Here is a 24,688-nt window from a genome sequence, read left to right on the forward strand (position 1 = left end):
ATATGATAAAAAAAATTTTGATTTTGGATCAAAATCATCCTTTTATTATATACAAATTAAAAAAAGAAGGATTTATTTGTGATGAAAATTATAAAGATTCAACAGATATAATTGATATATCATCATATGATGGTGTTATTTTAAGAAGTAGATTAAAAATAGATAAAAAATTTATTAAAAAAGCTACAAATTTAAAATTTATAGCTCGTATCGGATCTGGAACAGAAAATATAGATAAAGATTATGCTGTAAAAAAAGGAATAATTATAATTTCTTCTCCAGAAGGGAATAAAGATGCAGTAGCAGAACACGCTATAGGTATGCTTTTATGTATAATGAATTATATTATTCGTTCACACCAACAAATAATCACAAGAGGAAAATGGAATAGAGAGATTAATAGAGGAATAGAAATTATGGGAAAAACAATAGGAGTCATTGGATATGGTAATACAGGAAAAGCTTTTGCAAAAAAACTATCAGGTTTTGACGCTAAAATATTATGTTATGATATTTTACCTAAAGTAGGAGATGTTTATGCTAAACAGGTAAACATGAATTCTATTTTTACAAAATCAGATATAGTTAGTTTACATGTTCCTTATACTAAGGAAACAAAAGGAATGATAAATTATAATTTTATAAAAAAATTTTGTAAACCTTTCTATTTGATAAATACTTCCCGTGGTGGATGTGTAATTACAAGTCATTTAGCAAAAGCTTTAAAAAATGGAAAAATATATGGAGCATGTTTAGATGTATTAGAATATGAAAATTTCTCCTTTAATAATATTTTTCACTACTATAAACTTCCTAAAAGTTTTCTTTATCTTATCCATTCTAAAAAAGTAATATTTACACCGCATATTGCAGGTTGGACTAAAGAATCAAAATACAAAATGGATCAAAAAATTGTAGAAAAAATTATTTTTTTAAGTCAAAAATTAAATCAAACATAATTTATTAATGTAATATTCAGTTTTTTTTTATAAAAAAATTACATAAAATATTACTCTATTATAATTAGAACATATCATCATTTTCAAAAATAATTATATCATAATTGGGTGGTAAAATAAGTCTATGAATCAAAAATATTTTTATTCCTTCTATATTTAAGATAGTTTATTTTCAATAATCGTTATTTTTTAATAATTCTAGTTTCACTTTTGATATATAATATTGATTATTGTATACTACATCATATCATACATCGGAAACTTCATTTATATTATTCTTTATTTTTAATATTTACTGATTTAATATACATCTTTTAAGTATCTTCCTTCTTTTTTCATTTTTTTTATAAAAAATTCTGAATCACATTTTCCTACTTTTTCTATAACGCGACAGATCATTTTTTCCACATCTATACTCATAGGAATTTTATTTCCACAAATATAAACATAGGCTCCTTTTTTTATCCAAGAAAAAAATTCTATTCTATTTTCCCATATTTTATCTTGTACATAAATTTTTTTTTCCTGATCTCTAGAAAAAGAAAGATTAACACGATGAAGAATCCCATTTATTTCCCAATTTTTAATTTCTGTTTGGTATAAAAAATATGTATCAAAGTATTGATCTCCAAAAAATAACCAATTTTTTCCCGTAGCTTTTGTCGCTTCTCTTTCATATAAAAAAGAACGAAAAGGGGCAATTCCAGTACCGGGTCCAATAAGAATTATATTCTTATCTAAGTTTGGTAATTTAAATATATGATTTTTATAAATAAAAAAAGATAATTCATTTTTTATTTTCAGTTTAGATAAAAAATCAGAACAATGACCATATACAGTCTCTCCATTTAATTGAAAAAGATGACGAGATACAGTTAGATGAATTTCATTATTCCCATGAGCGGAAGGAGACGAAGAAATAGAATATAATCTAGGTTTTATAGGATCCATAATCTTTATTAAATCTTTTAAAGAATATTTATTTTTCATAGGAAATTTTATTAAAAGATCAATAAGCTTCCATTTTTTATTTAAAATAATATTATTTTTTTTTGATAAGGAAAAATATTTTTTAAAAAAATTTTCAGATAAATGAAGAATATTCAAGCTTTTTTTGAAAAGAAAAAATATTTTATTTTTTTCTTCAGACTCATATTTTTCAAATTCTTTTTTTTTATTTTTTTTTATATATTCTATAATATTATTTACTTCTATAGAAGGATTTTCAGGAAAAACACCTATAGAATCTCCAGGAAAATATTGAATTCCGTTTTTAACAAAAATTTCAATATGATGAATCTCTTTATTAGATATTCTTTTTTGATCATTTAAAATTATATTATTTAAAATTTGACCATATATTTTTTTATTTCTATTTTTTTCATTGATTTCATGTTTTTTTTTTTTAAAACAATTCATAATTTTAGAACTCCATTTATATGCCTGACTTTTATAATCAACGTCACATTTATGTAATGGAATAATTCTCATAGCTCCTATATCATATAAACGTTTATCTACATCTTCTCCTGCTTTACAAAAATAAGTATAAGATTTATCTCCCAATGCTAATACACTATATTTCATCTTTTTTAGAAAAAGATTCTTATTATTATGAATAAAATCATAAAAAGATTTAGCAGAAGAAGGAGGATTTCCTTCCCCATGCGTACTCATTATGATGAAAAAATAATCTTCTTTTTCTAAATCGTTTAAACAATATTGATCCAAATTGATTAATTTTATTTGTAATTTTTCTTTTTTTATTTTTTGATGAATATCAAAGGCTAAATTTTTAGCATTACCTGTTTCTGTTCCATAAACTAACGTTATTTTACTTTCTTCTTTTTTTATAAATTCTTTAGAATTTTTTTTAGAAAATAGCAATCCAGACATATATCCACACATCCATATAATTTCCTCTTGAGAGGATTCTTGTATTAATTTAATAAATATTTTATTATTTGATTCAGATAACATTTTGATTTTTTTTTCTTATAAAAAGAATACTAACACCAAGAACTCATTATTTAACATATTAAATAATAATGTAAAATTATAACCACTCTTTTTAATTTGTTCATATTATAAAAACATTGTATTAGTTTATCAACTATTTCATATAATTTTTTGGAGACAAAATAAAAATATTATGAATTTTCATAAAATCAATCTATTTATCATTTTATTCCAAATAAAGTCTTATCATAAAAAAAGATCATCTACTGATAAATATCTTTCTCCAGTATCATAATTTAACGTTAATATTGTAGATTCTTTTGAAAATTTAGATAATTGTTTTTCTATAGCAGATAATGAAGCCCCTGTAGATATTCCAACAAGAATTCCTTCTTTTTTTGCCGTTTTTCTAACATAATAAAAAGCTTCTTCTTTGGATACTAAAAAAGATCCATCTAATATTTTTACATTTAAAATAGATGGAATAAACCCTGCACCTAAACCTTGTAGAGCATGTGGGTTAGGATTTCCTCCAAATATAACTGGAGATTCTAAAGGTTCTACAGAAAAAATTTTTATATTTGGATATTTATTTTTTAATACTTCTCCTATTCCAGTAATATGACCTCCAGTTCCTACTCCTGTAATAAAATAATCTATTCCTTTAGGAAAAGCATTTATTATTTCTTTTGCCGTTGTATTTTTATGTATATTTGGATTTGAAATATTATCAAATTGTTTCGGCATCCAAGAATTTGGAATGGTATTAATTAATTCCTCTGCTTTTTTAATAGCTCCTTTCATCCCATCTTCTTTTGGAGTGAGAATAAATTTGGATCCAAAAATGGAAAATAATTTTCTTCTTTCAATACTCATAGATTCCGGCATTACTAAAATAAGCCGATATTCTTTTACAGAACAAACCATAGCTAATCCTATTCCTGTGTTTCCAGAAGTAGGTTCTATGATAATATCTCCTTTATGAATAATTCCTTTTTTTTCTGCATCCTCTATCATGGATAAAGCTATTCTGTCTTTAATGCTTCCTCCAGGATTATTTTTTTCCAATTTTATCCATACCTGATGATTAGGAAATAATCTTTTTAGACGAACATGAGGCGTATTTCCGATAGTTTTTAAAATGGAATCAACTTTCATTTTTTTTATTTTTTTATATCATAAAATTAATGGGATCAGGAAATGGACTATTATTTCTCATTTTTATTTCGCTTTTTTGATATACTATAGAAAAAGGAGGAATGCTTTTTGTGACCCAAACATTTCCACCAAGTACACTATCATGACCTATTACAGTTTCTCCTCCTAGTACAGTAGCTCCAGCATAAATTGTAACTTGATCTTCTATTGTCGGATGACGTTTAATATTTGCTAAATTTTTATCTACATAAATAGCTCCTAAAGTTACGCCTTGATATATTTTCACTTTATTTCCTATTTTTGTACTGGAACCTATAACGATTCCTGTTCCATGATCAATAGAAAAAGCCTTCCCTATTTTTGCAGAGGCATGAATATCTACTCCTGTTTTACTATGTGCATATTCTGTAATTAATCTTGGAATAATTGGAATTTTTTGAATCCATAACTGATGCGCTATTCTATATAATGCAGTAGCAAAAAAACCAGGATAAGATAGAAAAATTTCTTCTATAACCGTTGCTGCAGGATCCGATTTCAATATTGCATTAGCATCTATTATCAATGTTTGATAAATATTAGGAATTTCTTTAAAAAAAACTTTAGTGAGATTATCAGAATTTTTTTCATTGATATTTAATTCAATAAAAATTTCATATAAAAGTTTTTGTAATTTATTATAATTTTTTTTAAAAACAACTACATTATTCAAAATATAATGATCGGGAGTGAATAAAATATGAAATAATTTTTTCACAAAATTTTCAGATTTTATTTTATCAGGATAAGTGTTTTTATTTTTATTATTTTCAAATATAGTTGTTAAAAAATCTAACATTTATTTTTTTTTGATTTTATTATCTCAATATTATATCCTATTATATAGGATTAAACAAGTTTTATTTTTATTATTTTCAAATATAGTTGTTAAAAAATCTAACATTTATTAAAAAATGGAATTTTTCGTAAGAAAAAATTTTTAATACGATTAAATAAATCAATAAAATCTTTTGATCCTTAAAAAAATAAACATCAAATATCAAATTTTTTCGTTTTTTTATAGAAATTATCTTCTCGATACCTTGCTATAATAATACAAATAAAATCCATTTTCTTTTCTGGACTTATAAAATTTTAATATATTTATAATAAAAAAGATTAGATATACATTTTTATGATTTATGATGGTTTTTTTATTCTATATTTTTTGATCATTATCATAAAAAAAGCCTATAGTTATTCAAAAGATTTGTATATAAATTTTTAAATAAAATCATGAGACAAATATAAGAATTTCTTTTTTTTTAAAACATGTTATATTATTGTATAACTTTAAAAAAATTATGAAAAAAATTAAAGTCAATAATCCTATAGTAGAAATAGATGGAGATGAAATGGCCAAAGTTATATGGAGATATATAAAAAAATATTTTATTATTCCCTATTTAGATGTAAAAATCATTTATTTTGATTTAGGAATAGAAAATAGAGATGCTACAAATGATCAAATTACTATAGATGCTGCTTATGCTATAAAAAAATATAATGTAGGAATTAAATGCGCCACAATTACACCAGATGAAGATAGAATGAAAGAATTTCATTTAAAAAAAATGTGGAGATCACCAAATGGAACTATTAGAAATATTATTAATGGAACGGTTTTTAGAGAACCTATAATAGTAAAAAATATTCCTCGTTTGATTCAAAATTGGATAAATCCTATATGTGTAGCTAGACATGCTTATGCTGATCAATATCAAGCTAAAGATTTTATTATTGAAGGAAAAGGAAAACTATATATTTCTTTTATCCCAGATATCATAAAAAAAAATAAATCAATAACATTTGAAATTCATCATTTTATGGGTCCTGGCATTGCGATGGGAATGTATAATACAGATCAATCCATTTATGGATTTGCACGTTCTTGTTTTAATTATTCTGTATACAAAAAATGGCCTCTTTTTTTATCTACCAAAAATACTATATTGAAGGCATATGATGGAAGATTCAAAAATATATTTCAAGAGATATATAATAATGAATTTAAATCAAAATTTGAAATTTTACAGATAACTTACGAACATCGCTTGATTGATGATATGATTGCAAAAGCAATGAAATCAAATGGAAAATTTATATGGGCCTGTAAAAATTATGATGGAGATGTATTATCTGATTATATAGCTCAAGGATTTGGTTCATTAGGAATGATGACTTCCGTTCTGCTTACTCCAGATGGAAAAACTTTAGAATCTGAAGCAGTTCACGGAACTATTACAAGACATTATAGATTACATCAAAATGGACAAGAAACATCTACCAATCCTATAGCTTCTATTTTTTCTTGGACTCGTGGGCTTAAACATCGTGCTATTTTAGATAAAAATATAGATTTAAAAATTTTTTCAGAAAATATGGAAAAGACATGTATAGATTTTATAGAATCTGGAAAAATGACTAAAGATTTATTTCAATTATCTTACAAAGATCATAAAAAAAATAACTATTTAAATACTAAAAGTTTTATTAAAAAATTAAAAATATTTTTTGATAAAAGAATGAATATCAATACATGAAAGATATTATATTTTTAATATTTTTTTTGTAATTTCTTTTCTTTTGAATTTTTCCAATAAATTAGATGGAAAATAAGATATAAAAAAAATATTTTTTGGTTTATAAAATTTTTTCTTACCATTAAAAATGGTATCTGGTATATGTAATAAAAAAGGATCTCCTTCTATAATTAATATTACTTTTTCTCCTAAAATTTTGTCTGGAATTGAGGATATAAAAAATCGTTTTTCATAAGGAATAAAAGTACTAATTTCTTTTTCTATTAATTCAGGAATAATTTTAATTCCTCCACTGTTAATAACATTATCATATCTCCCTATCCAAGTAAATGTATTTTTAGATATCATATGAACAATATCGTTTGTTTGCACAAATGAATCCATACAAGATGGAGAAAAAATACCTAAACAATTTCTATTATCTATACTCAAAATAACATCTTGAAAAGATTTATAAAAAGGAGATTTATTGGATCCATTAATTTTTTTTATACCTATATGGCCTGAAGTTTCAGTCATTCCATAAGTAGCATAACAAATTGTTGAAATATTTTGCAATTTTTTTTCCAAAAAATTTGAAATAGAATATCCTCCTATTAAAACAATTTTAATATTTTTTAAATATTTTAAACTAAAAAAAACTTGTATAGGAACCATTGATGTAATATCAAAATATTCTTTAATATTTTTTAAAGGGTTAGATGATGGAGGTATACAATATATTTTCCATTGAAAAATGATAGCACGTACTAAAAACATTTTAGCTGCTATAAAATCTGGAGATAAACATAATAATCCTCTAATCCCTTTTTTTTTAAGTTTTAAAAATTCTACTGTTTTCACAGCTCTTTCATACATATGTTTTTTACGTAAAAAAATGATTTTAGGAATACCTGTTGTTCCAGAGGTTAAAGATAATATAGGTTTATTATCATACCAATTTTTTAAAAAAGAGAAAATAGCCTTTTTCCAAAAATATTCTTCTTTATTTTTTTTTGTTAAAAATAAAGAAGAGGGAATTATTTTTTTAGAAGAAAAATCTATCCACATTTTTTTATGTATTTAATAATGTTTTTATTTCCCATTTTATATATGGATTATACCAAATAAAACCCTTTTTAATTTCTAAAGGAGAGATCCAATTATTTACGTACAAAATTCCTGTGTTTAATCCATGCGCATTAAAATTTTGATTATTATATTTTTTTTGCATCATAAAAGTCCATTGAGCAATAGCATTAATTCCAATATTACTTTCCAAAGAAGAACTAACATACCATTTAATTTTTCTTTTACTAGCTTCTAGTACCCACTCTTCAGATCCATTAAACCCCCCATTTATACTAGGTTTTAGTATAATATATTGAGGAGAAATAATATCCAATAACTTTTTTTTTTCTTTCAATACATTCACATTTGCTAATTCTTCGTCTAATGCTATAGGTAATTTTGATTTTTTACATATTTTTGACATATTTTTCCAATTTCCAGATGATATTGGTTGTTCCATAAAATCAACTATATCCAAATCATATAATTTTTTTAAATAATATAAAGCTTTTTTAATATTTTTGAAGCAGCCATTCGCATCTACACGTATTTTTATAAATGGATATTTCCTTTTTATTTCCTTTAAAACAAAAAATTGATTATGAAATAATTCCATATTTATTTTTATTTTTATAAATGAAAAACCTTCAATGATTTGATTTTCTATTTCTTTTATTGCATGTTTTTTATTATTGAAAGAATTTAACCACATTAAACTGTTTATAGGAATTCCTTTTTTTCCATGTATAAATTCAGAATGATATAACATAGGAAATTGACTTTTAAAACTTAAAAAAACTTGTTCTAATCCGAATAAAATAGACGAATATGAAATATATTTGTAGTAACAGCATATTTCCGTTTTTTTTAAAGAAAGAATTTTATTAGAAAGAATTTTTAATTCTATTTCAAATTTTTTTAAGTTATTCAAAGCATATTGATCCAATATTGGATTACATTCACCTATTCCTATTTTATTGTTTTGTATCAAAATAATGAACCATATAATATTTTTTTTAAATATTCTATTAGAATTAAATACTTTTTTTTTAAAAAAAAACGTTTTCTTTTTTAAGAAACAATTCATCTTTCCATTTCTGTTTATTCACTAAACATATATAGTTTTTCCTTTGTCCAATAAAATTAATTCTTTTCCTTTTTCAAAAAATCTTTTTTTAGCTTGTTCTTTATCAATTTGAATATCTTCAAAAGTATTATAATGTACTCCTAATATTTTTTCAGATTTAAGAAAATTTGCCGCAAGAATAGCTTCTTCTACATCCATAGTATATCTACCACCTATCGGTAAAATAGAAAGCTTTAATTTTCCAAAATGAGGAATCAGATTCATTTCATACATTACAGATGTATCTCCGGATATATATAGATTCCCTTCATCTGTATGTAAAAGAAATCCTCCTGGATTTCCTCCATAGGTTCCATCGTTAAAAACACTAGAATGCGCAGCCCAAACATATTTTAATTTTCCAAAAGGAAAAGATATAAAAGAACCATAATTAATTCCATATGTTTTTATTCCTTTTTTATCAAAATAATTAGATATTTCATAATTAGAAATCACTACAGCATTAATAAATTTATGCGTAAAGAATTCTACATCGCATACATGATCATAATGTGCATGAGTCAATAAAATATAATCTATTTTTTGGATTAATTTGACAAAATTCCTATTTTTAAAAATAGGATTTCCAGAAAAAAAAGGATCTATCAACAAACATTTATCATGTATTTCTAACATACATGTACTATGAGAAAAAAAAGTAACTTTCATAAAGTTAATTTATAAAACTAATTCCTATACTAAATCCATATAAAAAAGTAAGTACCGCTAATTTTTTCAATTCTGAATTGAACAATTTTTTGTTTTTCATATAAATTATTCTTTTAATATGCAATATTAAAAGAACCACAATAAAAATAAAAAAAAACCATTGATAAACAGTTTTTTGATTTAAAAATATAAAATATCCGCCAAAAAATATTGAGGTCAATATAATGAATACATGATATAATTTAGCATATTTTATACCTAACCATACGGCTATAGTATGTTTTCCATTTTCATAATCATTATCTAAGTCTCTCATATTATTTACATTTAAAACTCCTACACTTAAAAATCCTATAGAGAAAGAAATAAAAAACATATCCATAGATAAAGTGTGTGTATACAAAAAATAACTTCCTTCTACTGAAAAGATACCAAAAAAAATAAAAACAAATAAATCCCCCATTCCTACTGTATATCCATAAGGATTAGGTCCAATAGAGTATTTTATTGAACTAAATACACACATAGAAATTCCTATAATATATATAAAAAAAATAAAAATATTTTTTATAGTATTATAAAATAATAAAAATGCTGAAAAAAAAGATAATATAGAAAATATATAGATTGCTTTTTTCATTTCTGATAAAGAAATAAAACCACATTGAATTGTTCTTTTGGGACCTACTCGTCTAAAATTATCTACTCCTGTTATACTATCTCCATAATCATTTGAAAAATTAGCTAATATTTGCAATAATAAAGCGGTTACAATACACAGAACATAAACCGTAAAATTAACATTTGTTCTGGATAAAGATATAAGATAACTTAAAGTTATTCCAGAAAAAGATAAAGGTAAAGTATAAACACGAGCTGCATAAATCCAATATTTTAATTTCATAAAAATTTCGGATATTTTTTAAAATTTGGAGATCTTTTTTCTAAAAAAGCATTTTTTCCTTCTTGAGATTCCTCCATTAAATAAAACATTAAAGTAGCATCTCCTGCTAATTGCATTAATCCATGTTGTCCATCCAATTCAGCGTTTAAACTACGTTTAATCATCCTTAAAGCCATAGGACTTCTTTTTTGTATTATCTTACACCATTCTATCGTTTTATTTTCTAACTCTTTTTTTTCTACAACTTTATTAATCAACCCCATTTCTAGGGCTTCTTTAGCTGTATATTCCTTACATAAAAACCACATTTCTCGTGTTTTTTTTTGTCCAATATGACGAGCTAAATATGAACATCCAAATCCTCCATCAAAAGAACCTATTTTTGGTCCTGCTTGACTAAAAATAGCATTATCAGAAGCTATAGTTAAATCACAAACAACATGCAAAACATGCCCCCCTCCAACTGCATAACCATTAACCATAGCTATGACTGGTTTAGGAATTTCTCTTATTTTTTTATAAAATTCTAAAATATTCAATCTTGGGACACCGTCTTTTCCTAAATATCCACCCATACTTCTTGTCTTTTGATCTCCTCCAGAACAAAAAGATTTTTCTCCAGATCCAGTTATAATTAATAAATCTATATCATTTCTATTACTGCATATATTTATAGCATCTATCATTTCATTTACTGTTTCCACACGAAATGCATTATGACACCATGGTCTATTAATCTCTATTTTAGAAATACCTTCTTTAAAAAGAAATAAAATATCTTCATATTTTTTAATTGAAACCCAATCTATAGTAGAACTCATGATAAAAAAATTAAAAATTGATGTTTATTTTTACAAAATAATAAAAAAATAGATTTTATTATGTTATGTACCGTAATATATTATCCATATCAATAGGAGTAATGATAAGTATTGTGGAAATACTTTATGCTATTAAACTTGTGACAAGATATTTTACAAACATACAATTTATACCATTAAAAAAATTCAAATATATTTTAACTGAAGCTCCTACTGAATTTTTTTTCGTGTTAATTTTTTTTTATATTTTTAGTGTATTATTAGGAGGTATGGTAACTGCTTTTTTAGCGAAAAATGCTAAAAAAGCTTATGCTATATTAACAGGTCTCATTTTATTTATCATAGCATTATTTCATATGTTTTTTTATCCATATCCATTATGGTTCAAAATAATAGTCCTTCCACTTTTTTTTCCATTTTCATATGTAGGTGGAAATTTTATAGAATTTTTACAAAAAAAGAAATGGATAAATTAATAAATAAATAAATCCAGATATATATCCTATTAAAGCAATCCAACTAATTTTTTTAAAGTACCAAAAAAAATTTATTTTTTCCATACTCATAGCTGCCACTCCTGCAGCAGATCCTATTAGAAAAATACTTCCTCCTGTTCCAGAAACATAAGCCATAAAATACCATAAGTCATGATTTATAGGATAAGAAAACATAGCTATAGTAGCAGCTACTAAAGGAACATTATCTATAATAGAAGAAATTAATCCAAATAAAAAAGTTGTAATTTTCCACGTATAAACAGTTTCATTTATCCATTGAGATAAACTATATAATTTTCCCATAGATTCTAAAGAAGAAACAGAAAGTAAAATTCCTAAGAAAAATAGAATACTAGATATATCTACATTTTTAAACGTATCATCTAAAATAGATTTAGATTTATATTTTTTGGATGCAATAAAAAGTATAATACCTAAAGAGAACATCATTCCCATGTACGGAGGGATCCCTATTATAGTTTTAAAAATTGGAACAAGTAACATTAGAAATAGACCTGTTTTTAACATAAAAAAACCTCTGTTTATATAATCTCTTGAAAGATTATTTTTTTTTATTTTAATAAATCCATTAAAAATAGGCATATAAGATATTACTAAAGTAGAAATTACCATACACAATACAGATGGGATAAATATTTTTTTTATAAGATGAATTGTGGTTACTTTATTAGAAATCCATAACATAGTTGTAGTAATATCTCCAATAGGGGACCAAACTCCACCTGCATTAGCAGATATAATGACTAAACCTAAATAATATAAACGATCTTTATAATTAGAAATTGTTTTTCTCAAAAGAGAAATTAAAACCATAGTAGCTGTAAGATTATCTATGATAGCAGATAAAAAAAAAGAAGTTATACTAATAATCCATAAAAATTTACGTTTTGTATTTGTACCAAAAAATTCTTTTAAAGCTTCAAATCCATAGTATTTTTCAATGACCGTAATAATAGACATAGCTCCAATAAGAAAAAAAACAATTTCAGATGCTTTTCCTAGATGAAATAATAATAAATATTTAGGATCTTTTTTAAGAATTAAATGTTGATCTAATTCATATTCATAAACTGGAATATTGAAGAATATAATTAAAGACCAACAAATAGCAGCCATCAAAATAGATGGAATAACTTTATTAAGAGAAAAAAAATTCTCAAGAGTAATTAATAAATATCCAAAGATAAAAATTAAAATTACCATTGATTTTTGTATTTCTCTATTCTATTTTTATTACTGGTATTGAATATTTAATTCCATTTTGAATAAAATGAATATTTTCCAAGTGAATTTTCAATACGTAATAATTGATTATATTTTGAAGTTCGTTCCGAACGGCACATAGACCCTATTTTTATTTGTTCTATATTAAACGCAACAGAAAGATCCGATATAAAATAATCTTCAGTATCTCCAGAACGATGGGATATAATATTTTTATACTTGTTTTTTTTAGCTATATGAATTGTTTCAATTGTTTCTGTTAGAGTTCCTACTTGATTTACTTTAATTAAAATAGAATTTGCTACTTTTTTTTCTATTCCTTCAAGTAATTTATTTCGTTGTGTAACGAAAAGATCATCTCCCACTAATTGAATTTTATCTCCTATTTCATGAGTCAATAATTTCCATCCTTTCCAATCATTTTGATCCATTCCATCTTCAATGGATATAATTGGATATTTTTTGATTAAATAAGACAAATAACGAATATGTTCTTCCCTTGATTTTATTAAATCCTTTTTCTTTTTTTCTGATTTTTCAAACTTAGAATAATCATATTGATTATTTTTATAAAATTCAGAGGCTGCGCAATCTATAGCTATTGCTACTTGATCATATGGTTCATAATTTGCTATATATATAGCTTCTAATATATGATCTAAAACATCTTCAATTCCATTAAAATTAGGAGAAAAACCTCCTTCATCGCCTACATTTGTAGAAAAACCTTTTTTATCTAAAAGATATTTTAATTGATAAAATACCTTATGCCCTATATGAAGCGCTTCTGAAAAGGTTTTTGCTTTAACAGGAATTATCATAAATTCTTGAAAAACTATAGAAGAAGTATTTGAGTGTCTTCCTCCATTTACAATATTTATCAAAGGAATCGGTAGTGAACAGGTATAAATTCCACCTATATATTTGTAAAGTGGGATATTCAAATCATTAGCTGCAGCTTTCGCAGTTGCTAAAGATATAGCTAAAATTGCATTAGATCCTAATCTTTTTTTATTGATTGTTCCATCTAATTCTAACATGAGTTGATCAATACAAATTTGATCTAAAACAGATTTTCCAATTAATTCAGGAGCAATAATATCATTCACATTTTGAATTGCTTTTAAAACTCCTTTTCCAAAAAAAATATTTTCTTTATTATCACGTAATTCAAAAGCTTCATTTTCGCCTTTTGATGCTCCAGATGGAACAGAAGCACGTCCCAATATATTATTTTCTGTTATTACATCTACCTCTACAGTGGGGTTCCCTCTAGAATCCAATATTTGTCTGGCTTGAATACTTTTAATTTTACTCATGATTCACTTTTTTTTATTCTTTTCCTGCTACGTCTTACAGATTTTACTGTTTTTTTAGAAATATAAATTTTATTAAAATCTACTAATTCTATGAGAGAAAGAGTAGCTTGATCTCCCAAACGAAATCCCATTCTTATTATTCTAGTATATCCACCAGGACGTTCACGTACTTTTTCAAAAAAATCTTTAAATAATTCTGATACCGCTGTTTTATCCCTTAAATATGAAAAAATATTTCTTTTGGAATGAGTGGTATTAATTTTAGATTTTGTGATAATAGGTTCTACATATTTTCTCAAAACTTTTGCTTTCTCTAAAGTAGTGAAAATTCTTTTCTCTTTTATAAGAGAAGAAGCCATATTGGAAAGAAGTGATTTACGATGTCCGCTTTTTCTTCCTAAATGGTTATTCTTATTATTATGATTCATCAGTAATTTAATCTATGATTCCTTCAATTTTAATTGAAATTTTTCTATATTCATTCCAAAACATAATCCTTTTTCTTTCATTTTACTTTCTAATTCATCTAAAGATTTTTTTCCAAAATTTCTCATTTTTAACATGTTATTTCTTCTACAACTAACTAAATCTGCTATGGTTATTATAGAAGCTAATTTTAAACAATTTTTAGTACGAACAGATAAATCCATATCACTCAATTTAGATTTTAACAAAGTTCGCATTCGAACAAATTCTTCATCATATTTTTTATCCTTGTTAATTTCTTTTTGTTTTTTTTCACCTATTTTATCATAAGATAAAATAGAAAAATATTGAATTAATATTTTTGAAGCTTCCATTAAAGCTATTTTTGGACAAATAGATCCATCCGTTTTAATTTCCAATGAAAGATTTTCAAAATCAGTTTTCTGTCCTACACGACAATTTTCTATTGTATATTTCACATTTTTGATAGGAGTATATATAGAATCTATGGGAATGGTTTCAATTGAAACATCATTATTTTTTTTATTTTCTTCTGCAGGAACATAACCTCTTCCTTCTTCAATAGTAAAACTGATTTCGAAAGGGACTGATTCGTCTTTATTACAAATAATCAAATCATCATTTAAAATTTGAAATCCAGAGATAAACTTATTTAAAGTTTTTCCTGTTACTTTTTTTCCATAATTTATGTAAGCGTTTACCGTCTCTTTATAAGTTTCTGATATTTTTTGTTTAAAACGGATTTTTTTAAAATTTAAAACTATTTCAGTTACATCCTCCACTATTCCTTCTATAGTAGAAAATTCATATTTAACACCTTTAATTCTAATAGAAGTAACAGCAAAACCTTTTAAAGAACTTAATAAAACTCTTCTTAATGCATTTCCTAAAGTAATTCCGTATCCAGGTTCTAAAGGTTTTAAATGAAAAATCCCTTTATTATCTGAAATATCAGATATTGCAATTCTATCAGGTTTTACAAAATCTAGAATAGCCATATAATTGATTTACTTTTATTTTGAATATAATTCAACAATTAATTGTTCTTTAATATTTTCAGGAATTTGTATTCTTTTTGGCATCATTCTAAATATACCAAACATATTGTTTTCATCCAAAATCAACCATTCTACCAATGGCCCAATTTTTTTATTTATAGAATTTAATATTACAGGATGTTTTTTAGATTTTTCTTTTATTTCTATTTTATCTCCTGGTTTTAATCTAAAAGATGGAATATTAACCACTTTATTATTAACAATGATATGTCTATGAGAAACAATTTGACGTGCAGAAGATCGAGATGGTGCAAACTTTAATCTAAAAACTATATTATCTAAACGACTTTCACATGCTTGTAATAATAATTCTCCGGTTATCCCTTTTTTTCTTGCAGCCTCAAAAAATAAACTTTCAAATTGTCGTTCCAATATACCATAAGTATATCTTGCTTTTTGTTTTTCGATTAATTGAATAAAATATTCTGAACGTTTTCCTCTACGACGACTACTCCCATGTTGACCAGACGGATATTTTCTTCTTTCAAAATACTTATCTTCCCCATAAATGCATTCTCCAAATCTTCTAGAAATTTTAGTTTTAGGTCCTATATATTTTGCCATAATTTTTTGATCTTGAAAAGAAACATTAAACTCTCCTCCTTTTAGGAGGACGACAACCATTATGCGGTAATGGGGTTATATCTTTAATTATTGTTACTACAATACCAGAATTACTCAATGCTCGTATAGCTGCATCTCTTCCAGCTCCAGGGCCTTTAACTTTGACTTCCACTTTTTTTATTCCAGCAGTTAATCCTTGTTTGGCAACATTTTCCGCTACCATTTGAGCAGCATATGGAGTATTTTTTTTAGATCCTTTAAAATTCATCTTTCCAGCAGAAGACCATGCAATAACATCACCTTTTTTATTTGTTAAGGTTATAATAATATTATTAAAAGTAGCTTGAATATGAGCTTTTCCTACAGAATCTACTACTACTAATTTTTTTTTAACCGATGATGATTTTACCATATTTATTTTGTTACTTTCTTCTTATTCGCTACAGTTTTTTTTCTTCCTTTTCTAGTTCTGCAATTGTTCTTCGTTTTTTGCCCTCTCAATGGTAACCCTTTTCTATGTCTAGTTCCTACATAACAACCTATATCCATCAATCGTTTTATATTAAATTGAATTTCAGATCTTAATTCCCCTTCAATTTTTATATAATCAGATATATACTTTCTAATTTTACTAATATCATCATCAGACCAATCCCCAACCTTTTTATTTTCATCTATTCTAATAATATGGAGTATTTTTTTAGATAAATTTTTACCTATTCCATACAAATAAGTTAGACCTACAATACCTCTCTTAGATCTTGGAAGATCTACTCCTGAAATTCTTACAGACATAAAGTCTAACCTTGTTTTTGTTTAAATCTAGGATTTTTTTTATTAATAATACGTAGACGTCTTTTTCTAATAACAATTTTACAATTATCAGTTCTTTTTTTTAAAGATGCTCTTATTTTCATAATATTTTATATTATTTTATTCTAATATCTATAAGTTATTCTCCCTCTTTCTAAATCATAAGAAGACATTTCTAATCTCACTTTATCTCCTGGTAATATTTTTATATAATGCATTCTCATTTTACCTGATATATGAGCTTTGACAATACATCCATTTTCTAATTCTACACGAAACATTGCATTTGGAGATGAATCAATAATAGTTCCATCAACTTCAATATGCTTTTGTTTAGCCATATAAATGATATAATTTATTCATAATAATATACACAAAAAATTATTATTATCTAGTATATCTACTACTACGATATTTCATCATCATTAATCCATCATAATGATAGTTTAATAAATATATATTCACTTGTTGTGAAATATCTAAAATTACTCCTACTACAATTAATAATGAAGTTCCTCCATAAAATAACGCAAAATTTTGAGTAAGGCCTATGCGAAAAACTATAGATGGGAGTATTGCTATTATTGCTAATAAAATAGCTCCAGGTAATGTTATTATTGATAAAATATGATCTATATATTCAGCAGTTTCTTTTCCAGGTTTAATTCTAGGGATATGTCCCCCATTTCTTTTTAAATCATCAGCCATTTGATTTACTGGGATAGCAATAGCTGTATAAAAAAAAGTAAAAACTATAACTAATATAGAAATAGTTAAATTATACCACAATCCATAAATATCTTGAAATAGATAAAAAAAATTTTTAATTTTTATGTTTTTGACATAATCAGAAAAAGTTAATGGAAATAACATAATAGCTTGAGAAAATATAATAGGCATAACACCAGCTGCTGTCATTTTTAATGGAATATATTGATGTTTTTTATGAGTTAACTGAGAATCTATACCTAAAGATTTATAATGAGAAACGTATTGTACTGGAATTTTTCTAATAGCTTGAATAATTACAATAGAAAACAAAATAACTAATAACCATAATAAAAATTCAAGAAATAAAACGATTAATCCTCCATTTCCGATTTCTAGTTTACTAAATATTTCTTTGCTTATGGCATCAGGAAAACGTGCTATGATTCCAGACATAATAATCAAAGAAATTCCATTTCCTATTCCTTTATCTGTTATTTTATCTCCTAACCACATGGTAAATAAAGTTCCTGAAGTTAAAATTGTTATTCCTATAATCCAAAACATACTTTTTCCATAAAAAGTATGTAAATCAATTAAATAAGTGGTTTTAGAAGTATCAAAAGGAATAAATTTTTGAGTTAAAGAAATGAGATATACAGGAGCTTGAATTAAACATATTCCTACAGTCAACCATCTGGTTATAGAACTAATTCGCTTTCTCCCACTTTCTCCATCCCTTTGTAATCTTTGTAAGTTAGGAATAATTATACACATCAATTGTATTATAATAGATGCGGATATATATGGCATAATACCTAAAGCTAAGACAGATGCACGGTTAAAAGCCCCTCCTGTAAAAGAGGATAAAATTTGCATTAATCCTTTAGAACCTGAATTAAATTTTTCTATAAAATCACTAATTCCTAAAGGATTAATACCTGGAATAGGAATATAAGCGCCAAAACGATATACTAATAATAAAGCTAAAGTTATTATTATTTTTTTTCGTAATTCTTTTACATTCCAAATCTTATAAAAAGATATAATAAAATTATTCATAATAATTTTTTCATATTAATTTAATACAGCTTCTCCTCCTATTTTTTTTATAGAAAATAAAGCTTTTTTACTAAATTGATATGCATATATCTTTAATGAAAGATGAAGCTCCCCCCTTCCTAAAATTTTTATAAAATCATTTTTTTTAGCCAAATTATTTTTTAAAAAAAATTCTTTATTAACAATTTTTTTTTCTTTTTCTTCTTTATTATTGTTAATACAATTTTGAATGGTATCTAAATTGATACCAACGATTTTTTTACCTTTAATTTTTCCCCTAAACCCAAATTTAGGAACTCTTCTTTGAAGTGGCATTTGTCCTCCTTCAAATCCTTTTTTTTTAGAAAAACCAGATCTAGATTTTGCTCCTTTATGTCCTCTTCCACAAGTACCTCCCTTTCCAGAACCTTGTCCTCTTCCCAATCTTAATTTTTCTTTTTTAGATCCATTATTTGGATACAAACAATTAATTTTTAAATAATTATCATCCATCGTATACTTCTTTTCTAGTTATTCCTCTTTGTTTAGATATAATATGAACATCTCTCATTTTACTTAATGCTTTTATGGTTGCTTTTATAACATTATGATGATTGGATGATCCTTTAGATTTGGATAAAACATTTCTTAATCCTGCTGCTTCAAGAACAGCCCTTAAAGGGCCCCCAGCAATTATTCCTGTTCCGTCAGAAGCTGGTTTAATAAGAATATGTGCTCCTCCATATTTAGCCTCTTGTTCATGAGGTATAGTTCCATTGAAAACACACACTTGACAAAGATTTCTTTTGGCTTGTTCTCCAGCTTTGTGAATAGCATCGGGTGCTTCTTTCGATTTTCCAAAACCATAACCGACTATTCCATTTTCATTTCCTTTAATAACAATTGCGCTAAAACTAAAATATCTTCTACCTTTAGTTACTTTACATACTCTTGTAACTCCAACTAATTTTTCTTTTAACTCTAATCCTGTATATTTTATTTTTTTTTCAGACATATTTTGTTTTAAAATTCTAATCCAATTTTTCGGATTCCTTCAGCTAAAGATCTAATTCTACCATGGTATAAATATCTTCCTTTATCAAAAACTAATTTTTTTATTTTCAATTTTTGTGCTCTATTTCCTAATAATTTACCAACTTCATAAGCTAATTCCGTTTTATTTTTTTTATATTTGTGAAATTCTTTTTCTTTTGAAGAAGAAGAAACTAAAGTTTTTCCAGATAAATCATCTATTATTTGTACATATATTTCTTTATTACTTCTGAAAACGGAAATTCTAGGTCTATTCGGATCCCCCATAATTTTTTTAAATTTTTTATTTTTCATTTTTTATTATTTAAGCGGATTTTCCTGCTTTTCTTCTAACCTCCTCTCCAAAATATCTTATTCCTTTTCCTTTATAAGGTTCTGGGACTCTAAAAGATCTAATTTTTGCAGCTATTATCCCTAATAATTGTTTATCATAAGATTTTAAAATAATAATGGGATTTTTTCCTTTTTTAGATTGTATCTCTATATTAATTTCTTTAGGAAGTTGTATCATAATATTATGAGAATAACCCAAATTTAAATCTAAAATTTCTCCATTATAAGAAGCTCTATATCCAACTCCTACTAATTCTAATATTTTGTGGAATCCTTTTGTAACTCCTATAATCATATTTTTAATTAATACATGATATAATCCATGTAAAGATTTAGATTTTTTATCTTCATGATTTCTACTAATTAACAATTGATTTTGATTCAAATCCAATTGAAATCCTTTTAATATTTTTTGACTTAAATTTCCTAGAGATCCTTTGATTGATATTTCGTTATCAATAATTTTTATATTAACATCTTTAGGAATAAAAATAGGTTTTTTTCCAATTCTAGACATTTTTTAATTATTTTATCAATATACATAACATAATATTTCTCCTCCTATTTTTTTATTTTTTGCCTGTTTATCTGTAATTATTCCACTAGAAGTGGATATTATAGCAATTCCTAATCCATTTAATACTCTGGGTATATTTTTATATTTACAATATTTCCTTAATCCTGGTTTACTAATTCTAATAATTTTTTGAATAACAGAAGTTTTTTCTTTGTAATACTTCAAAGCTATTTTAATTATTTTTTTATTTTTTTCTATTTTGTAATCTAAAATATATCCATTTTCTAATAAAACATCAACAATTTCTTTTTTTATTTTAGAAGATGAAACTTCAAGAAGTTTATGTTTTGCTAAACTAGCATTTCGAATTCTAGTTAAAAAATCAGCAATTACATCCATATAATATAATTATTATTTTTCGCTACCAACTTGCTTTTTTTACTCCAGGAATGAGTCCTTGAGAAACTAAATTTCTAAAAACAATACGAGATACTCCAAACTGACGCATGTATCCTCTACATCTACCGGAAATGGTACATCTATTTCTTAAACGAACAGGAGAAGCATCTTTAGGTAATTTTTGTAATAATTCATAATTTCCAGTCTTTTTTAAAATTTTTCTTTTATTTGCATATTTTAAAACTATTTTTTCTCTTTTTTTTTGTCTCGCTTTAACAGATTCTTTAGCCATTTTTATTCTTTTTAAATTTAAAAGGGATTCCAAATAAAGATAAAAGACTTTTAGCTTCCTCATTATTTTTTGCAGACGTTACGAACGTAATATTCATTCCCATGTTTTTTTTAATTTTATCAATATTTATTTCAGGATAAATTATTTGCTCTGTAATCCCCATATTATAATTTCCATAATTATCAAAACTACTTTCTTTTACTCCATTAAAATCTCTTACCCTAGGTAATGAAATAACAATAAGTCTTTCCAAAAATTCATACATTCTCATTCTTCTCAAAGTAACTTTAACCCCTATAGGCATTCCTTTCCTGAGCTTGAATCCTGATTCATCATGCTTAGAATAACAAAAAATTGCTTTTTGTCCTGTAATATCCGTTATTTCATTCATAGAATGATCTATTATTTTTTTATCCAAAACAGATGAACCAACTCCTTGATGTACCACTATTTTTTTTAATTTAGGAACTTCCATAATAGAACTATATCCAAATTTTTTTATTAAATCGGGAACTATTTTTTCTCTGTAAAGTTTTTGAAATCTAGATTGATAAATCATTTTAATTTAATTTTTTCAAATTAGATAAATGTATAGGAGCTTCTTTTTCTATAATTCCACCTTTAGGTTCTCTTGGAGAAGGTTTAGTATGTCTTTTAACCATATTGACTCCACGTATAATCGCCTTATTTTTTTTAGAAAAAACTTTTACAATTATCCCTTCAGTTCCTTTATAATTTCCTGATAAAATCAATATTTTATCTTCTTTTTTTATTTTTTTCATTTATTATAAAATTTTTTTCACAAAACTTCTTGTGCTAAAGAAATAATTTTCATATATTCTTTTTCTCTAAGTTCTCTTGCTACTGGACCAAAAACTCTTGTTCCCATTATTTCTCCAGAAGTATTAATTAATACACAAGCATTGTCATCAAAACTTATATAAGATCCATCTTTTCTTCTAGTTCTATTTTTCGTTCTAATTACTACTGCTTTACAAACTTGTCCCTTTTTAATTGTATTTCCTCCAGAAATAGCTATTTTTATACTAACTACTATAGTATCGCCTAATAAAGCATATCTCTTTTTAGTTCCACCTAAAACTCGAATCACTAAAACTTCCTTAGCTCCTGTATTATCCGATACCTTACATCTAGATTCTTGTTGTAACATGATTATTATTCAAATTTTTCTAAAATAGTAACTAATCTCCAGCATTTTTTTTTGCTTATAGGACGTGTTTCCATAATGCTTACTTTATCTCCATTTTTAGAAATATTTTTTTCATCATGAACCATATATTTTTTATTTTTTGTAACACTTTTTCCATAAAATCTATGTTTAACTTTTCTAAGTTCATATACAACAATAGTTTTCTCCATTTTATCACTGATAACTATTCCCTGTTTTTGTTTTCGAATGTTTCTATTTTTTTTATCAGATTTATATCCTTTTATCATTAATTTTTTTATTATATTCAGTCTTTAATTTAGCAATATTCCTTCTTAAAAATTTAATTTCTATAGGATTTTTAAGCATTTTGATATGATGATTGAATTTTATCCTCTGATAATTTTTTTTATTTTCATCAATTTTTTTCATTAAATCAGAAATTGATAAATTTTTAAGGTCTAAATTATTCATAATTTGATTTCATTAGAAAAAATAAATTTCATTTTTATAGGAAGTTTTTGAGCAGCTAATCTTAATGCTTCTTTAGCTACATTCATCTCAACTCCATCTATTTCAAATAAAATTCTTCCAGGTTTTACTACAGATACCCAAAATTCAACTGGGCCTTTTCCCTTTCCCATACGCACCTCTTGTGGTTTTTTTGTAGCAGGTTTATCAGGAAAAACATTAATCCATAATTGTCCTTCCCTTTTCATATATCTTGTAGCCGCAATTCTTGCCGCTTCTAATTGTCTAGAGGTTATCCATGCTCCTTCTAAAGCTTTAATCCCGTATAAACCTCTAGAAAGAAGAACGCCTTTTTTGGCGTTTCCACGAATTCTTCCTTTTTGTTTTTTTTTATATTTTGTTTTTTTTGGTTGTAACATATAAGAAAATAATTGGGATAAACATATAAGAAAATTTATTTATTTTTTTTCCTATAATAGGGTTTATAACCTCTTTTTTGTTTATTTTGAATTCCTAATATGGGAGATAATTCTCTTTTTCCGTATATTTCTCCTTTCATTATCCATACTTTAATTCCTATACTTCCATAAACTGTATGAGCTACAGCCATATGATAATCTACATCAGCACGAAAAGTTCCCAAAGAAATTCTTCCTTCTTTATAAGTTTCACGTCTTGCCATCTCTGATCCATTAAGCCTACCAGAAATTTGAACTTTTATACCTTGAGCATTCATTCTTATAGCAGAAAGAATAGATAATTTAATTGCTTTTTTATAAGAAATACGATTTTCCAATTGTCTGACTAACCCTTTGGAAACTAATGGAGCATCTAATTCAGGACGTTTAACTTCAGAAATATTAATTTGAATTTCTTTTTTCGTAAGTTTTTTCAATTCTTTTCTAACTGTGTCTACTTCATCTCCTCTTTTTCCTATAACAAGAGCCGGTCTTGATGTTCTAATTGTTATTGTTATAAATTTTAAAGTTCTTTCTATAAAAATTCGGGAAACTATTCCCTTTGGAAGTCTAGCTTCTATATATCTTCTAACTTTAAAATCTTCTTGTATTCTATCCTTATAATTATTACACCAACTAGATTGCCATCCTGTTATGATACCAAGACGATTAACAATTGGATTTGTTTTTTGTCCCATAACAAATTATATTTCTTTTTTCTTATCTAAAATAACTATTATATTACTTGATCTTTTTCTAATTCTATGTCCTCTCCCTTGTGGAACAGGACGTAATCTTTTTAAGGTTTTTCCTTGATTAACTCTAATTTCTTTTATATATAAAAATTCTTTTTTTTCAGAATAAAATTCATTATATTTTTTTTTCCAATTAGATAATAAAGAAAGAAGTAGTTTTTTTAAAATAAAAGAAACTCTTCTTTTGCTACTATAAGTTAATAAATCTAACGCTCTGTGTATTTCCTTATTTCGAATTAAATTTGCTATCAGTCTCATTTTTCTAGGAGAATTTCTAACTCCATTTAAAGAAGCTGAAACTACACTAGTTTCCTGTTTCATA

General features: G+C 25.1%; 35 protein-coding genes. 3 read left to right on the forward strand and 32 right to left on the reverse strand.

Annotation, left to right across the window (positions count from 1 at the left end; genetic code table 11):
• The first annotated feature begins 2 nt into the window (after positions 1 to 2).
• A complete protein-coding gene (locus H0H62_RS01770; protein WP_185860496.1) occupies positions 3 to 959 on the forward strand; it encodes a 2-hydroxyacid dehydrogenase in 957 nt (318 codons plus the stop codon).
• 300 nt (positions 960 to 1,259) lie between these two features.
• Here the strand turns inward: H0H62_RS01770 and H0H62_RS01775 are convergent, their stop codons facing one another.
• The 3 genes from H0H62_RS01775 to H0H62_RS01785 form a co-directional block, all read right to left on the reverse strand.
• Entirely contained in the window at positions 1,260 to 2,939 is a 1,680-nt protein-coding gene (locus tag H0H62_RS01775) for a diflavin oxidoreductase (protein ID WP_185860497.1), read from the reverse strand.
• Between the two features lie 225 nt (positions 2,940 to 3,164).
• On the reverse strand, positions 3,165 to 4,076 hold the full coding sequence (gene cysK / locus H0H62_RS01780; protein ID WP_185860498.1) for a cysteine synthase A: 912 nt from the start codon (positions 4,074 to 4,076) through the stop codon (positions 3,165 to 3,167).
• A gap of 13 nt (positions 4,077 to 4,089) precedes the next feature.
• Complete coding sequence (locus tag H0H62_RS01785; RefSeq protein WP_185860499.1) at positions 4,090 to 4,914, reverse strand: serine O-acetyltransferase; 825 nt, start codon at positions 4,912 to 4,914, stop codon at positions 4,090 to 4,092.
• Positions 4,915 to 5,419: 505 nt separating this feature from the next.
• Here H0H62_RS01785 and H0H62_RS01790 point away from each other — a divergent pair.
• Positions 5,420 to 6,658 (forward strand): NADP-dependent isocitrate dehydrogenase, encoded by a 1,239-nt coding sequence (locus H0H62_RS01790; protein ID WP_185860500.1) that lies wholly within the window; start codon positions 5,420 to 5,422, stop codon positions 6,656 to 6,658.
• A gap of 6 nt (positions 6,659 to 6,664) precedes the next feature.
• Here the strand turns inward: H0H62_RS01790 and H0H62_RS01795 are convergent, their stop codons facing one another.
• Genes H0H62_RS01795 through menB form a run of 5 tightly spaced genes read right to left on the reverse strand, consistent with a single transcriptional unit; the run spans position 6,665 to position 11,228 of the window.
• On the reverse strand, positions 6,665 to 7,708 hold the full coding sequence (locus H0H62_RS01795) for an AMP-binding protein (RefSeq protein ID WP_185860501.1): 1,044 nt from the start codon (positions 7,706 to 7,708) through the stop codon (positions 6,665 to 6,667).
• A 4-nt stretch (positions 7,709 to 7,712) separates the two neighbouring features.
• Positions 7,713 to 8,795 (reverse strand): enolase C-terminal domain-like protein, encoded by a 1,083-nt coding sequence (locus tag H0H62_RS01800; protein WP_185860502.1) that lies wholly within the window; start codon positions 8,793 to 8,795, stop codon positions 7,713 to 7,715.
• Between the two features lie 21 nt (positions 8,796 to 8,816).
• Entirely contained in the window at positions 8,817 to 9,503 is a 687-nt protein-coding gene (locus tag H0H62_RS01805) for a metal-dependent hydrolase (RefSeq protein ID WP_185860503.1), read from the reverse strand.
• Positions 9,504 to 9,507: 4 nt separating this feature from the next.
• Complete coding sequence (gene menA / locus H0H62_RS01810) at positions 9,508 to 10,407, reverse strand: 1,4-dihydroxy-2-naphthoate octaprenyltransferase (protein WP_185860504.1); 900 nt, start codon at positions 10,405 to 10,407, stop codon at positions 9,508 to 9,510.
• Positions 10,404 to 11,228, reverse strand: coding sequence for a 1,4-dihydroxy-2-naphthoyl-CoA synthase (gene menB / locus H0H62_RS01815; protein ID WP_185860505.1), 825 nt, complete (start codon positions 11,226 to 11,228; stop codon positions 10,404 to 10,406). Before menB ends, menA begins: the two co-directional genes overlap by 4 nt.
• Positions 11,229 to 11,293: 65 nt before the next feature.
• Here menB and H0H62_RS01820 point away from each other — a divergent pair, with 65 nt between their 5' ends.
• Complete coding sequence (locus H0H62_RS01820; protein ID WP_185860506.1) at positions 11,294 to 11,704, forward strand: hypothetical protein; 411 nt, start codon at positions 11,294 to 11,296, stop codon at positions 11,702 to 11,704.
• Here H0H62_RS01820 and nhaD read toward each other — a convergent pair.
• Genes nhaD through H0H62_RS01940 form a run of 24 tightly spaced genes read right to left on the reverse strand, consistent with a single transcriptional unit; the run spans position 11,678 to position 24,687 of the window.
• Positions 11,678 to 12,949 (reverse strand): sodium:proton antiporter NhaD, encoded by a 1,272-nt coding sequence (nhaD, locus tag H0H62_RS01825; RefSeq protein ID WP_185860507.1) that lies wholly within the window; start codon positions 12,947 to 12,949, stop codon positions 11,678 to 11,680. The genes H0H62_RS01820 and nhaD overlap by 27 nt on opposite strands.
• A 47-nt stretch (positions 12,950 to 12,996) precedes the next feature.
• Positions 12,997 to 14,289 carry a phosphopyruvate hydratase gene (eno, locus tag H0H62_RS01830; protein WP_185860508.1) on the reverse strand — a complete coding sequence of 431 codons (1,293 nt, stop codon included), beginning with the start codon at positions 14,287 to 14,289 and terminating at the stop codon, positions 12,997 to 12,999.
• Entirely contained in the window at positions 14,286 to 14,717 is a 432-nt protein-coding gene (gene rplQ / locus H0H62_RS01835; RefSeq protein WP_185860509.1) for a 50S ribosomal protein L17, read from the reverse strand. Before rplQ ends, eno begins: the two co-directional genes overlap by 4 nt.
• A gap of 12 nt (positions 14,718 to 14,729) precedes the next feature.
• On the reverse strand, positions 14,730 to 15,734 hold the full coding sequence (locus tag H0H62_RS01840; RefSeq protein WP_185860510.1) for a DNA-directed RNA polymerase subunit alpha: 1,005 nt from the start codon (positions 15,732 to 15,734) through the stop codon (positions 14,730 to 14,732).
• Between the two features lie 15 nt (positions 15,735 to 15,749).
• Complete coding sequence (gene rpsD, locus H0H62_RS01845; protein WP_185861006.1) at positions 15,750 to 16,358, reverse strand: 30S ribosomal protein S4; 609 nt, start codon at positions 16,356 to 16,358, stop codon at positions 15,750 to 15,752.
• Between the two features lie 25 nt (positions 16,359 to 16,383).
• Positions 16,384 to 16,770: a 30S ribosomal protein S11 gene (rpsK, locus tag H0H62_RS01850; protein ID WP_185860511.1), complete on the reverse strand. Its 387-nt coding sequence runs from the start codon at positions 16,768 to 16,770 to the stop codon at positions 16,384 to 16,386.
• Between the two features lie 2 nt (positions 16,771 to 16,772).
• Complete coding sequence (gene rpsM, locus H0H62_RS01855; RefSeq protein ID WP_185860512.1) at positions 16,773 to 17,153, reverse strand: 30S ribosomal protein S13; 381 nt, start codon at positions 17,151 to 17,153, stop codon at positions 16,773 to 16,775.
• 5 nt (positions 17,154 to 17,158) lie between these two features.
• Complete coding sequence (gene rpmJ, locus H0H62_RS01860) at positions 17,159 to 17,275, reverse strand: 50S ribosomal protein L36 (protein WP_185860513.1); 117 nt, start codon at positions 17,273 to 17,275, stop codon at positions 17,159 to 17,161.
• A 21-nt stretch (positions 17,276 to 17,296) separates the two neighbouring features.
• Positions 17,297 to 17,512 (reverse strand): translation initiation factor IF-1, encoded by a 216-nt coding sequence (infA, locus tag H0H62_RS01865; protein WP_015429978.1) that lies wholly within the window; start codon positions 17,510 to 17,512, stop codon positions 17,297 to 17,299.
• Positions 17,513 to 17,558: 46 nt separating this feature from the next.
• Complete coding sequence (secY, locus tag H0H62_RS01870; RefSeq protein WP_185860514.1) at positions 17,559 to 18,941, reverse strand: preprotein translocase subunit SecY; 1,383 nt, start codon at positions 18,939 to 18,941, stop codon at positions 17,559 to 17,561.
• Positions 18,942 to 18,956: 15 nt separating this feature from the next.
• Entirely contained in the window at positions 18,957 to 19,433 is a 477-nt protein-coding gene (rplO, locus tag H0H62_RS01875; RefSeq protein ID WP_185860515.1) for a 50S ribosomal protein L15, read from the reverse strand.
• Positions 19,426 to 19,956, reverse strand: a complete 531-nt coding sequence (gene rpsE / locus H0H62_RS01880; protein ID WP_185861007.1) for a 30S ribosomal protein S5 — start codon at positions 19,954 to 19,956, stop codon at positions 19,426 to 19,428. Before rpsE ends, rplO begins: the two co-directional genes overlap by 8 nt.
• Positions 19,944 to 20,267, reverse strand: a complete 324-nt coding sequence (gene rplR / locus H0H62_RS01885; RefSeq protein WP_185860516.1) for a 50S ribosomal protein L18 — start codon at positions 20,265 to 20,267, stop codon at positions 19,944 to 19,946. Before rplR ends, rpsE begins: the two co-directional genes overlap by 13 nt.
• A 10-nt stretch (positions 20,268 to 20,277) precedes the next feature.
• Positions 20,278 to 20,823 (reverse strand): 50S ribosomal protein L6, encoded by a 546-nt coding sequence (rplF, locus tag H0H62_RS01890; protein ID WP_185860517.1) that lies wholly within the window; start codon positions 20,821 to 20,823, stop codon positions 20,278 to 20,280.
• Positions 20,824 to 20,838: 15 nt separating this feature from the next.
• A complete protein-coding gene (rpsH, locus tag H0H62_RS01895; RefSeq protein ID WP_185860518.1) occupies positions 20,839 to 21,222 on the reverse strand; it encodes a 30S ribosomal protein S8 in 384 nt (127 codons plus the stop codon).
• Positions 21,223 to 21,244: 22 nt separating this feature from the next.
• Positions 21,245 to 21,514, reverse strand: a complete 270-nt coding sequence (rpsN, locus tag H0H62_RS01900; RefSeq protein WP_185860519.1) for a 30S ribosomal protein S14 — start codon at positions 21,512 to 21,514, stop codon at positions 21,245 to 21,247.
• Positions 21,507 to 22,073, reverse strand: a complete 567-nt coding sequence (gene rplE, locus H0H62_RS01905; RefSeq protein WP_185860520.1) for a 50S ribosomal protein L5 — start codon at positions 22,071 to 22,073, stop codon at positions 21,507 to 21,509. The genes rpsN and rplE overlap by 8 nt, the downstream gene beginning before the upstream one ends.
• A gap of 1 nt (position 22,074) precedes the next feature.
• Positions 22,075 to 22,296 carry a 50S ribosomal protein L24 gene (gene rplX / locus H0H62_RS01910; protein ID WP_185860521.1) on the reverse strand — a complete coding sequence of 74 codons (222 nt, stop codon included), beginning with the start codon at positions 22,294 to 22,296 and terminating at the stop codon, positions 22,075 to 22,077.
• Positions 22,297 to 22,313: 17 nt separating this feature from the next.
• Positions 22,314 to 22,685 carry a 50S ribosomal protein L14 gene (rplN, locus tag H0H62_RS01915; RefSeq protein WP_185860522.1) on the reverse strand — a complete coding sequence of 124 codons (372 nt, stop codon included), beginning with the start codon at positions 22,683 to 22,685 and terminating at the stop codon, positions 22,314 to 22,316.
• A 5-nt stretch (positions 22,686 to 22,690) separates the two neighbouring features.
• The gene (gene rpsQ / locus H0H62_RS01920) at positions 22,691 to 22,972 is read right to left on the reverse strand and encodes a 30S ribosomal protein S17 (RefSeq protein WP_185860523.1); all 282 of its coding nucleotides are present in this window, start codon (positions 22,970 to 22,972) and stop codon (positions 22,691 to 22,693) included.
• The gene (gene rpmC, locus H0H62_RS01925; RefSeq protein ID WP_185860524.1) at positions 22,956 to 23,156 is read right to left on the reverse strand and encodes a 50S ribosomal protein L29; all 201 of its coding nucleotides are present in this window, start codon (positions 23,154 to 23,156) and stop codon (positions 22,956 to 22,958) included. The genes rpsQ and rpmC overlap by 17 nt, the downstream gene beginning before the upstream one ends.
• Complete coding sequence (gene rplP / locus H0H62_RS01930) at positions 23,153 to 23,572, reverse strand: 50S ribosomal protein L16 (protein WP_185860525.1); 420 nt, start codon at positions 23,570 to 23,572, stop codon at positions 23,153 to 23,155. The genes rpmC and rplP overlap by 4 nt, the downstream gene beginning before the upstream one ends.
• Positions 23,573 to 23,607: 35 nt before the next feature.
• Positions 23,608 to 24,309, reverse strand: a complete 702-nt coding sequence (gene rpsC, locus H0H62_RS01935; protein ID WP_185860526.1) for a 30S ribosomal protein S3 — start codon at positions 24,307 to 24,309, stop codon at positions 23,608 to 23,610.
• 6 nt (positions 24,310 to 24,315) lie between these two features.
• Positions 24,316 to 24,687 carry a large ribosomal subunit protein uL22 gene (locus H0H62_RS01940; RefSeq protein ID WP_185860527.1) on the reverse strand — a complete coding sequence of 124 codons (372 nt, stop codon included), beginning with the start codon at positions 24,685 to 24,687 and terminating at the stop codon, positions 24,316 to 24,318.
• Position 24,688: the final 1 nt, after the last annotated feature.

Origin of the sequence: Blattabacterium cuenoti (assembly GCF_014251695.1) — a bacterium.
Classification (GTDB): domain Bacteria; phylum Bacteroidota; class Bacteroidia; order Flavobacteriales; family Blattabacteriaceae; genus Blattabacterium; species Blattabacterium cuenoti_T.

Bases quoted from the DNA above. Each gene is read 5' to 3' on its own strand.
- rplF (WP_185860517.1), bottom strand. From the start codon at position 20,823: ATGTCTAGAATTGGAAAAAAACCTATTTTTATTCCTAAAGATGTTAAT.
- H0H62_RS01800 (WP_185860502.1), bottom strand. From the start codon at position 8,795: ATGAATTGTTTCTTAAAAAAGAAAACGTTTTTTTTTAAAAAAAAAGTA.
- H0H62_RS01785 (WP_185860499.1), bottom strand. From the start codon at position 4,914: ATGTTAGATTTTTTAACAACTATATTTGAAAATAATAAAAATAAAAAC.
- rpsC (WP_185860526.1), bottom strand. From the start codon at position 24,309: ATGGGACAAAAAACAAATCCAATTGTTAATCGTCTTGGTATCATAACA.
- H0H62_RS01820 (WP_185860506.1), top strand. From the start codon at position 11,294: ATGTACCGTAATATATTATCCATATCAATAGGAGTAATGATAAGTATT.
- rpsM (WP_185860512.1), bottom strand. From the start codon at position 17,153: ATGTCTGTAAGAATTTCAGGAGTAGATCTTCCAAGATCTAAGAGAGGT.
- rpmJ (WP_185860513.1), bottom strand. From the start codon at position 17,275: ATGAAAATAAGAGCATCTTTAAAAAAAAGAACTGATAATTGTAAAATT.
- rpsQ (WP_185860523.1), bottom strand. From the start codon at position 22,972: ATGATAAAAGGATATAAATCTGATAAAAAAAATAGAAACATTCGAAAA.
- H0H62_RS01790 (WP_185860500.1), top strand. From the start codon at position 5,420: ATGAAAAAAATTAAAGTCAATAATCCTATAGTAGAAATAGATGGAGAT.
- H0H62_RS01805 (WP_185860503.1), bottom strand. From the start codon at position 9,503: ATGAAAGTTACTTTTTTTTCTCATAGTACATGTATGTTAGAAATACAT.
- rpsN (WP_185860519.1), bottom strand. From the start codon at position 21,514: ATGGCTAAAGAATCTGTTAAAGCGAGACAAAAAAAAAGAGAAAAAATA.
- rplX (WP_185860521.1), bottom strand. From the start codon at position 22,296: ATGAAAAAAATAAAAAAAGAAGATAAAATATTGATTTTATCAGGAAAT.
- infA (WP_015429978.1), bottom strand. From the start codon at position 17,512: ATGGCTAAACAAAAGCATATTGAAGTTGATGGAACTATTATTGATTCA.
- rplQ (WP_185860509.1), bottom strand. From the start codon at position 14,717: ATGAATCATAATAATAAGAATAACCATTTAGGAAGAAAAAGCGGACAT.
- eno (WP_185860508.1), bottom strand. From the start codon at position 14,289: ATGAGTAAAATTAAAAGTATTCAAGCCAGACAAATATTGGATTCTAGA.
- H0H62_RS01775 (WP_185860497.1), bottom strand. From the start codon at position 2,939: ATGTTATCTGAATCAAATAATAAAATATTTATTAAATTAATACAAGAA.
- menA (WP_185860504.1), bottom strand. From the start codon at position 10,407: ATGAAATTAAAATATTGGATTTATGCAGCTCGTGTTTATACTTTACCT.
- rpsH (WP_185860518.1), bottom strand. From the start codon at position 21,222: ATGGATGTAATTGCTGATTTTTTAACTAGAATTCGAAATGCTAGTTTA.
- rplE (WP_185860520.1), bottom strand. From the start codon at position 22,073: ATGATTTATCAATCTAGATTTCAAAAACTTTACAGAGAAAAAATAGTT.
- nhaD (WP_185860507.1), bottom strand. From the start codon at position 12,949: ATGGTAATTTTAATTTTTATCTTTGGATATTTATTAATTACTCTTGAG.
- H0H62_RS01840 (WP_185860510.1), bottom strand. From the start codon at position 15,734: ATGGCTATTCTAGATTTTGTAAAACCTGATAGAATTGCAATATCTGAT.
- rpsK (WP_185860511.1), bottom strand. From the start codon at position 16,770: ATGGTAAAATCATCATCGGTTAAAAAAAAATTAGTAGTAGTAGATTCT.
- rplO (WP_185860515.1), bottom strand. From the start codon at position 19,433: ATGGATGATAATTATTTAAAAATTAATTGTTTGTATCCAAATAATGGA.
- rpsD (WP_185861006.1), bottom strand. From the start codon at position 16,358: ATGGCAAAATATATAGGACCTAAAACTAAAATTTCTAGAAGATTTGGA.
- rplR (WP_185860516.1), bottom strand. From the start codon at position 20,267: ATGAAAAATAAAAAATTTAAAAAAATTATGGGGGATCCGAATAGACCT.
- secY (WP_185860514.1), bottom strand. From the start codon at position 18,941: ATGAATAATTTTATTATATCTTTTTATAAGATTTGGAATGTAAAAGAA.
- H0H62_RS01940 (WP_185860527.1), bottom strand. From the start codon at position 24,687: ATGAAACAGGAAACTAGTGTAGTTTCAGCTTCTTTAAATGGAGTTAGA.
- cysK (WP_185860498.1), bottom strand. From the start codon at position 4,076: ATGAAAGTTGATTCCATTTTAAAAACTATCGGAAATACGCCTCATGTT.
- rplP (WP_185860525.1), bottom strand. From the start codon at position 23,572: ATGTTACAACCAAAAAAAACAAAATATAAAAAAAAACAAAAAGGAAGA.
- H0H62_RS01795 (WP_185860501.1), bottom strand. From the start codon at position 7,708: ATGTGGATAGATTTTTCTTCTAAAAAAATAATTCCCTCTTCTTTATTT.
- rplN (WP_185860522.1), bottom strand. From the start codon at position 22,685: ATGTTACAACAAGAATCTAGATGTAAGGTATCGGATAATACAGGAGCT.
- menB (WP_185860505.1), bottom strand. From the start codon at position 11,228: ATGAGTTCTACTATAGATTGGGTTTCAATTAAAAAATATGAAGATATT.
- H0H62_RS01770 (WP_185860496.1), top strand. From the start codon at position 3: ATGATAAAAAAAATTTTGATTTTGGATCAAAATCATCCTTTTATTATA.
- rpmC (WP_185860524.1), bottom strand. From the start codon at position 23,156: ATGAATAATTTAGACCTTAAAAATTTATCAATTTCTGATTTAATGAAA.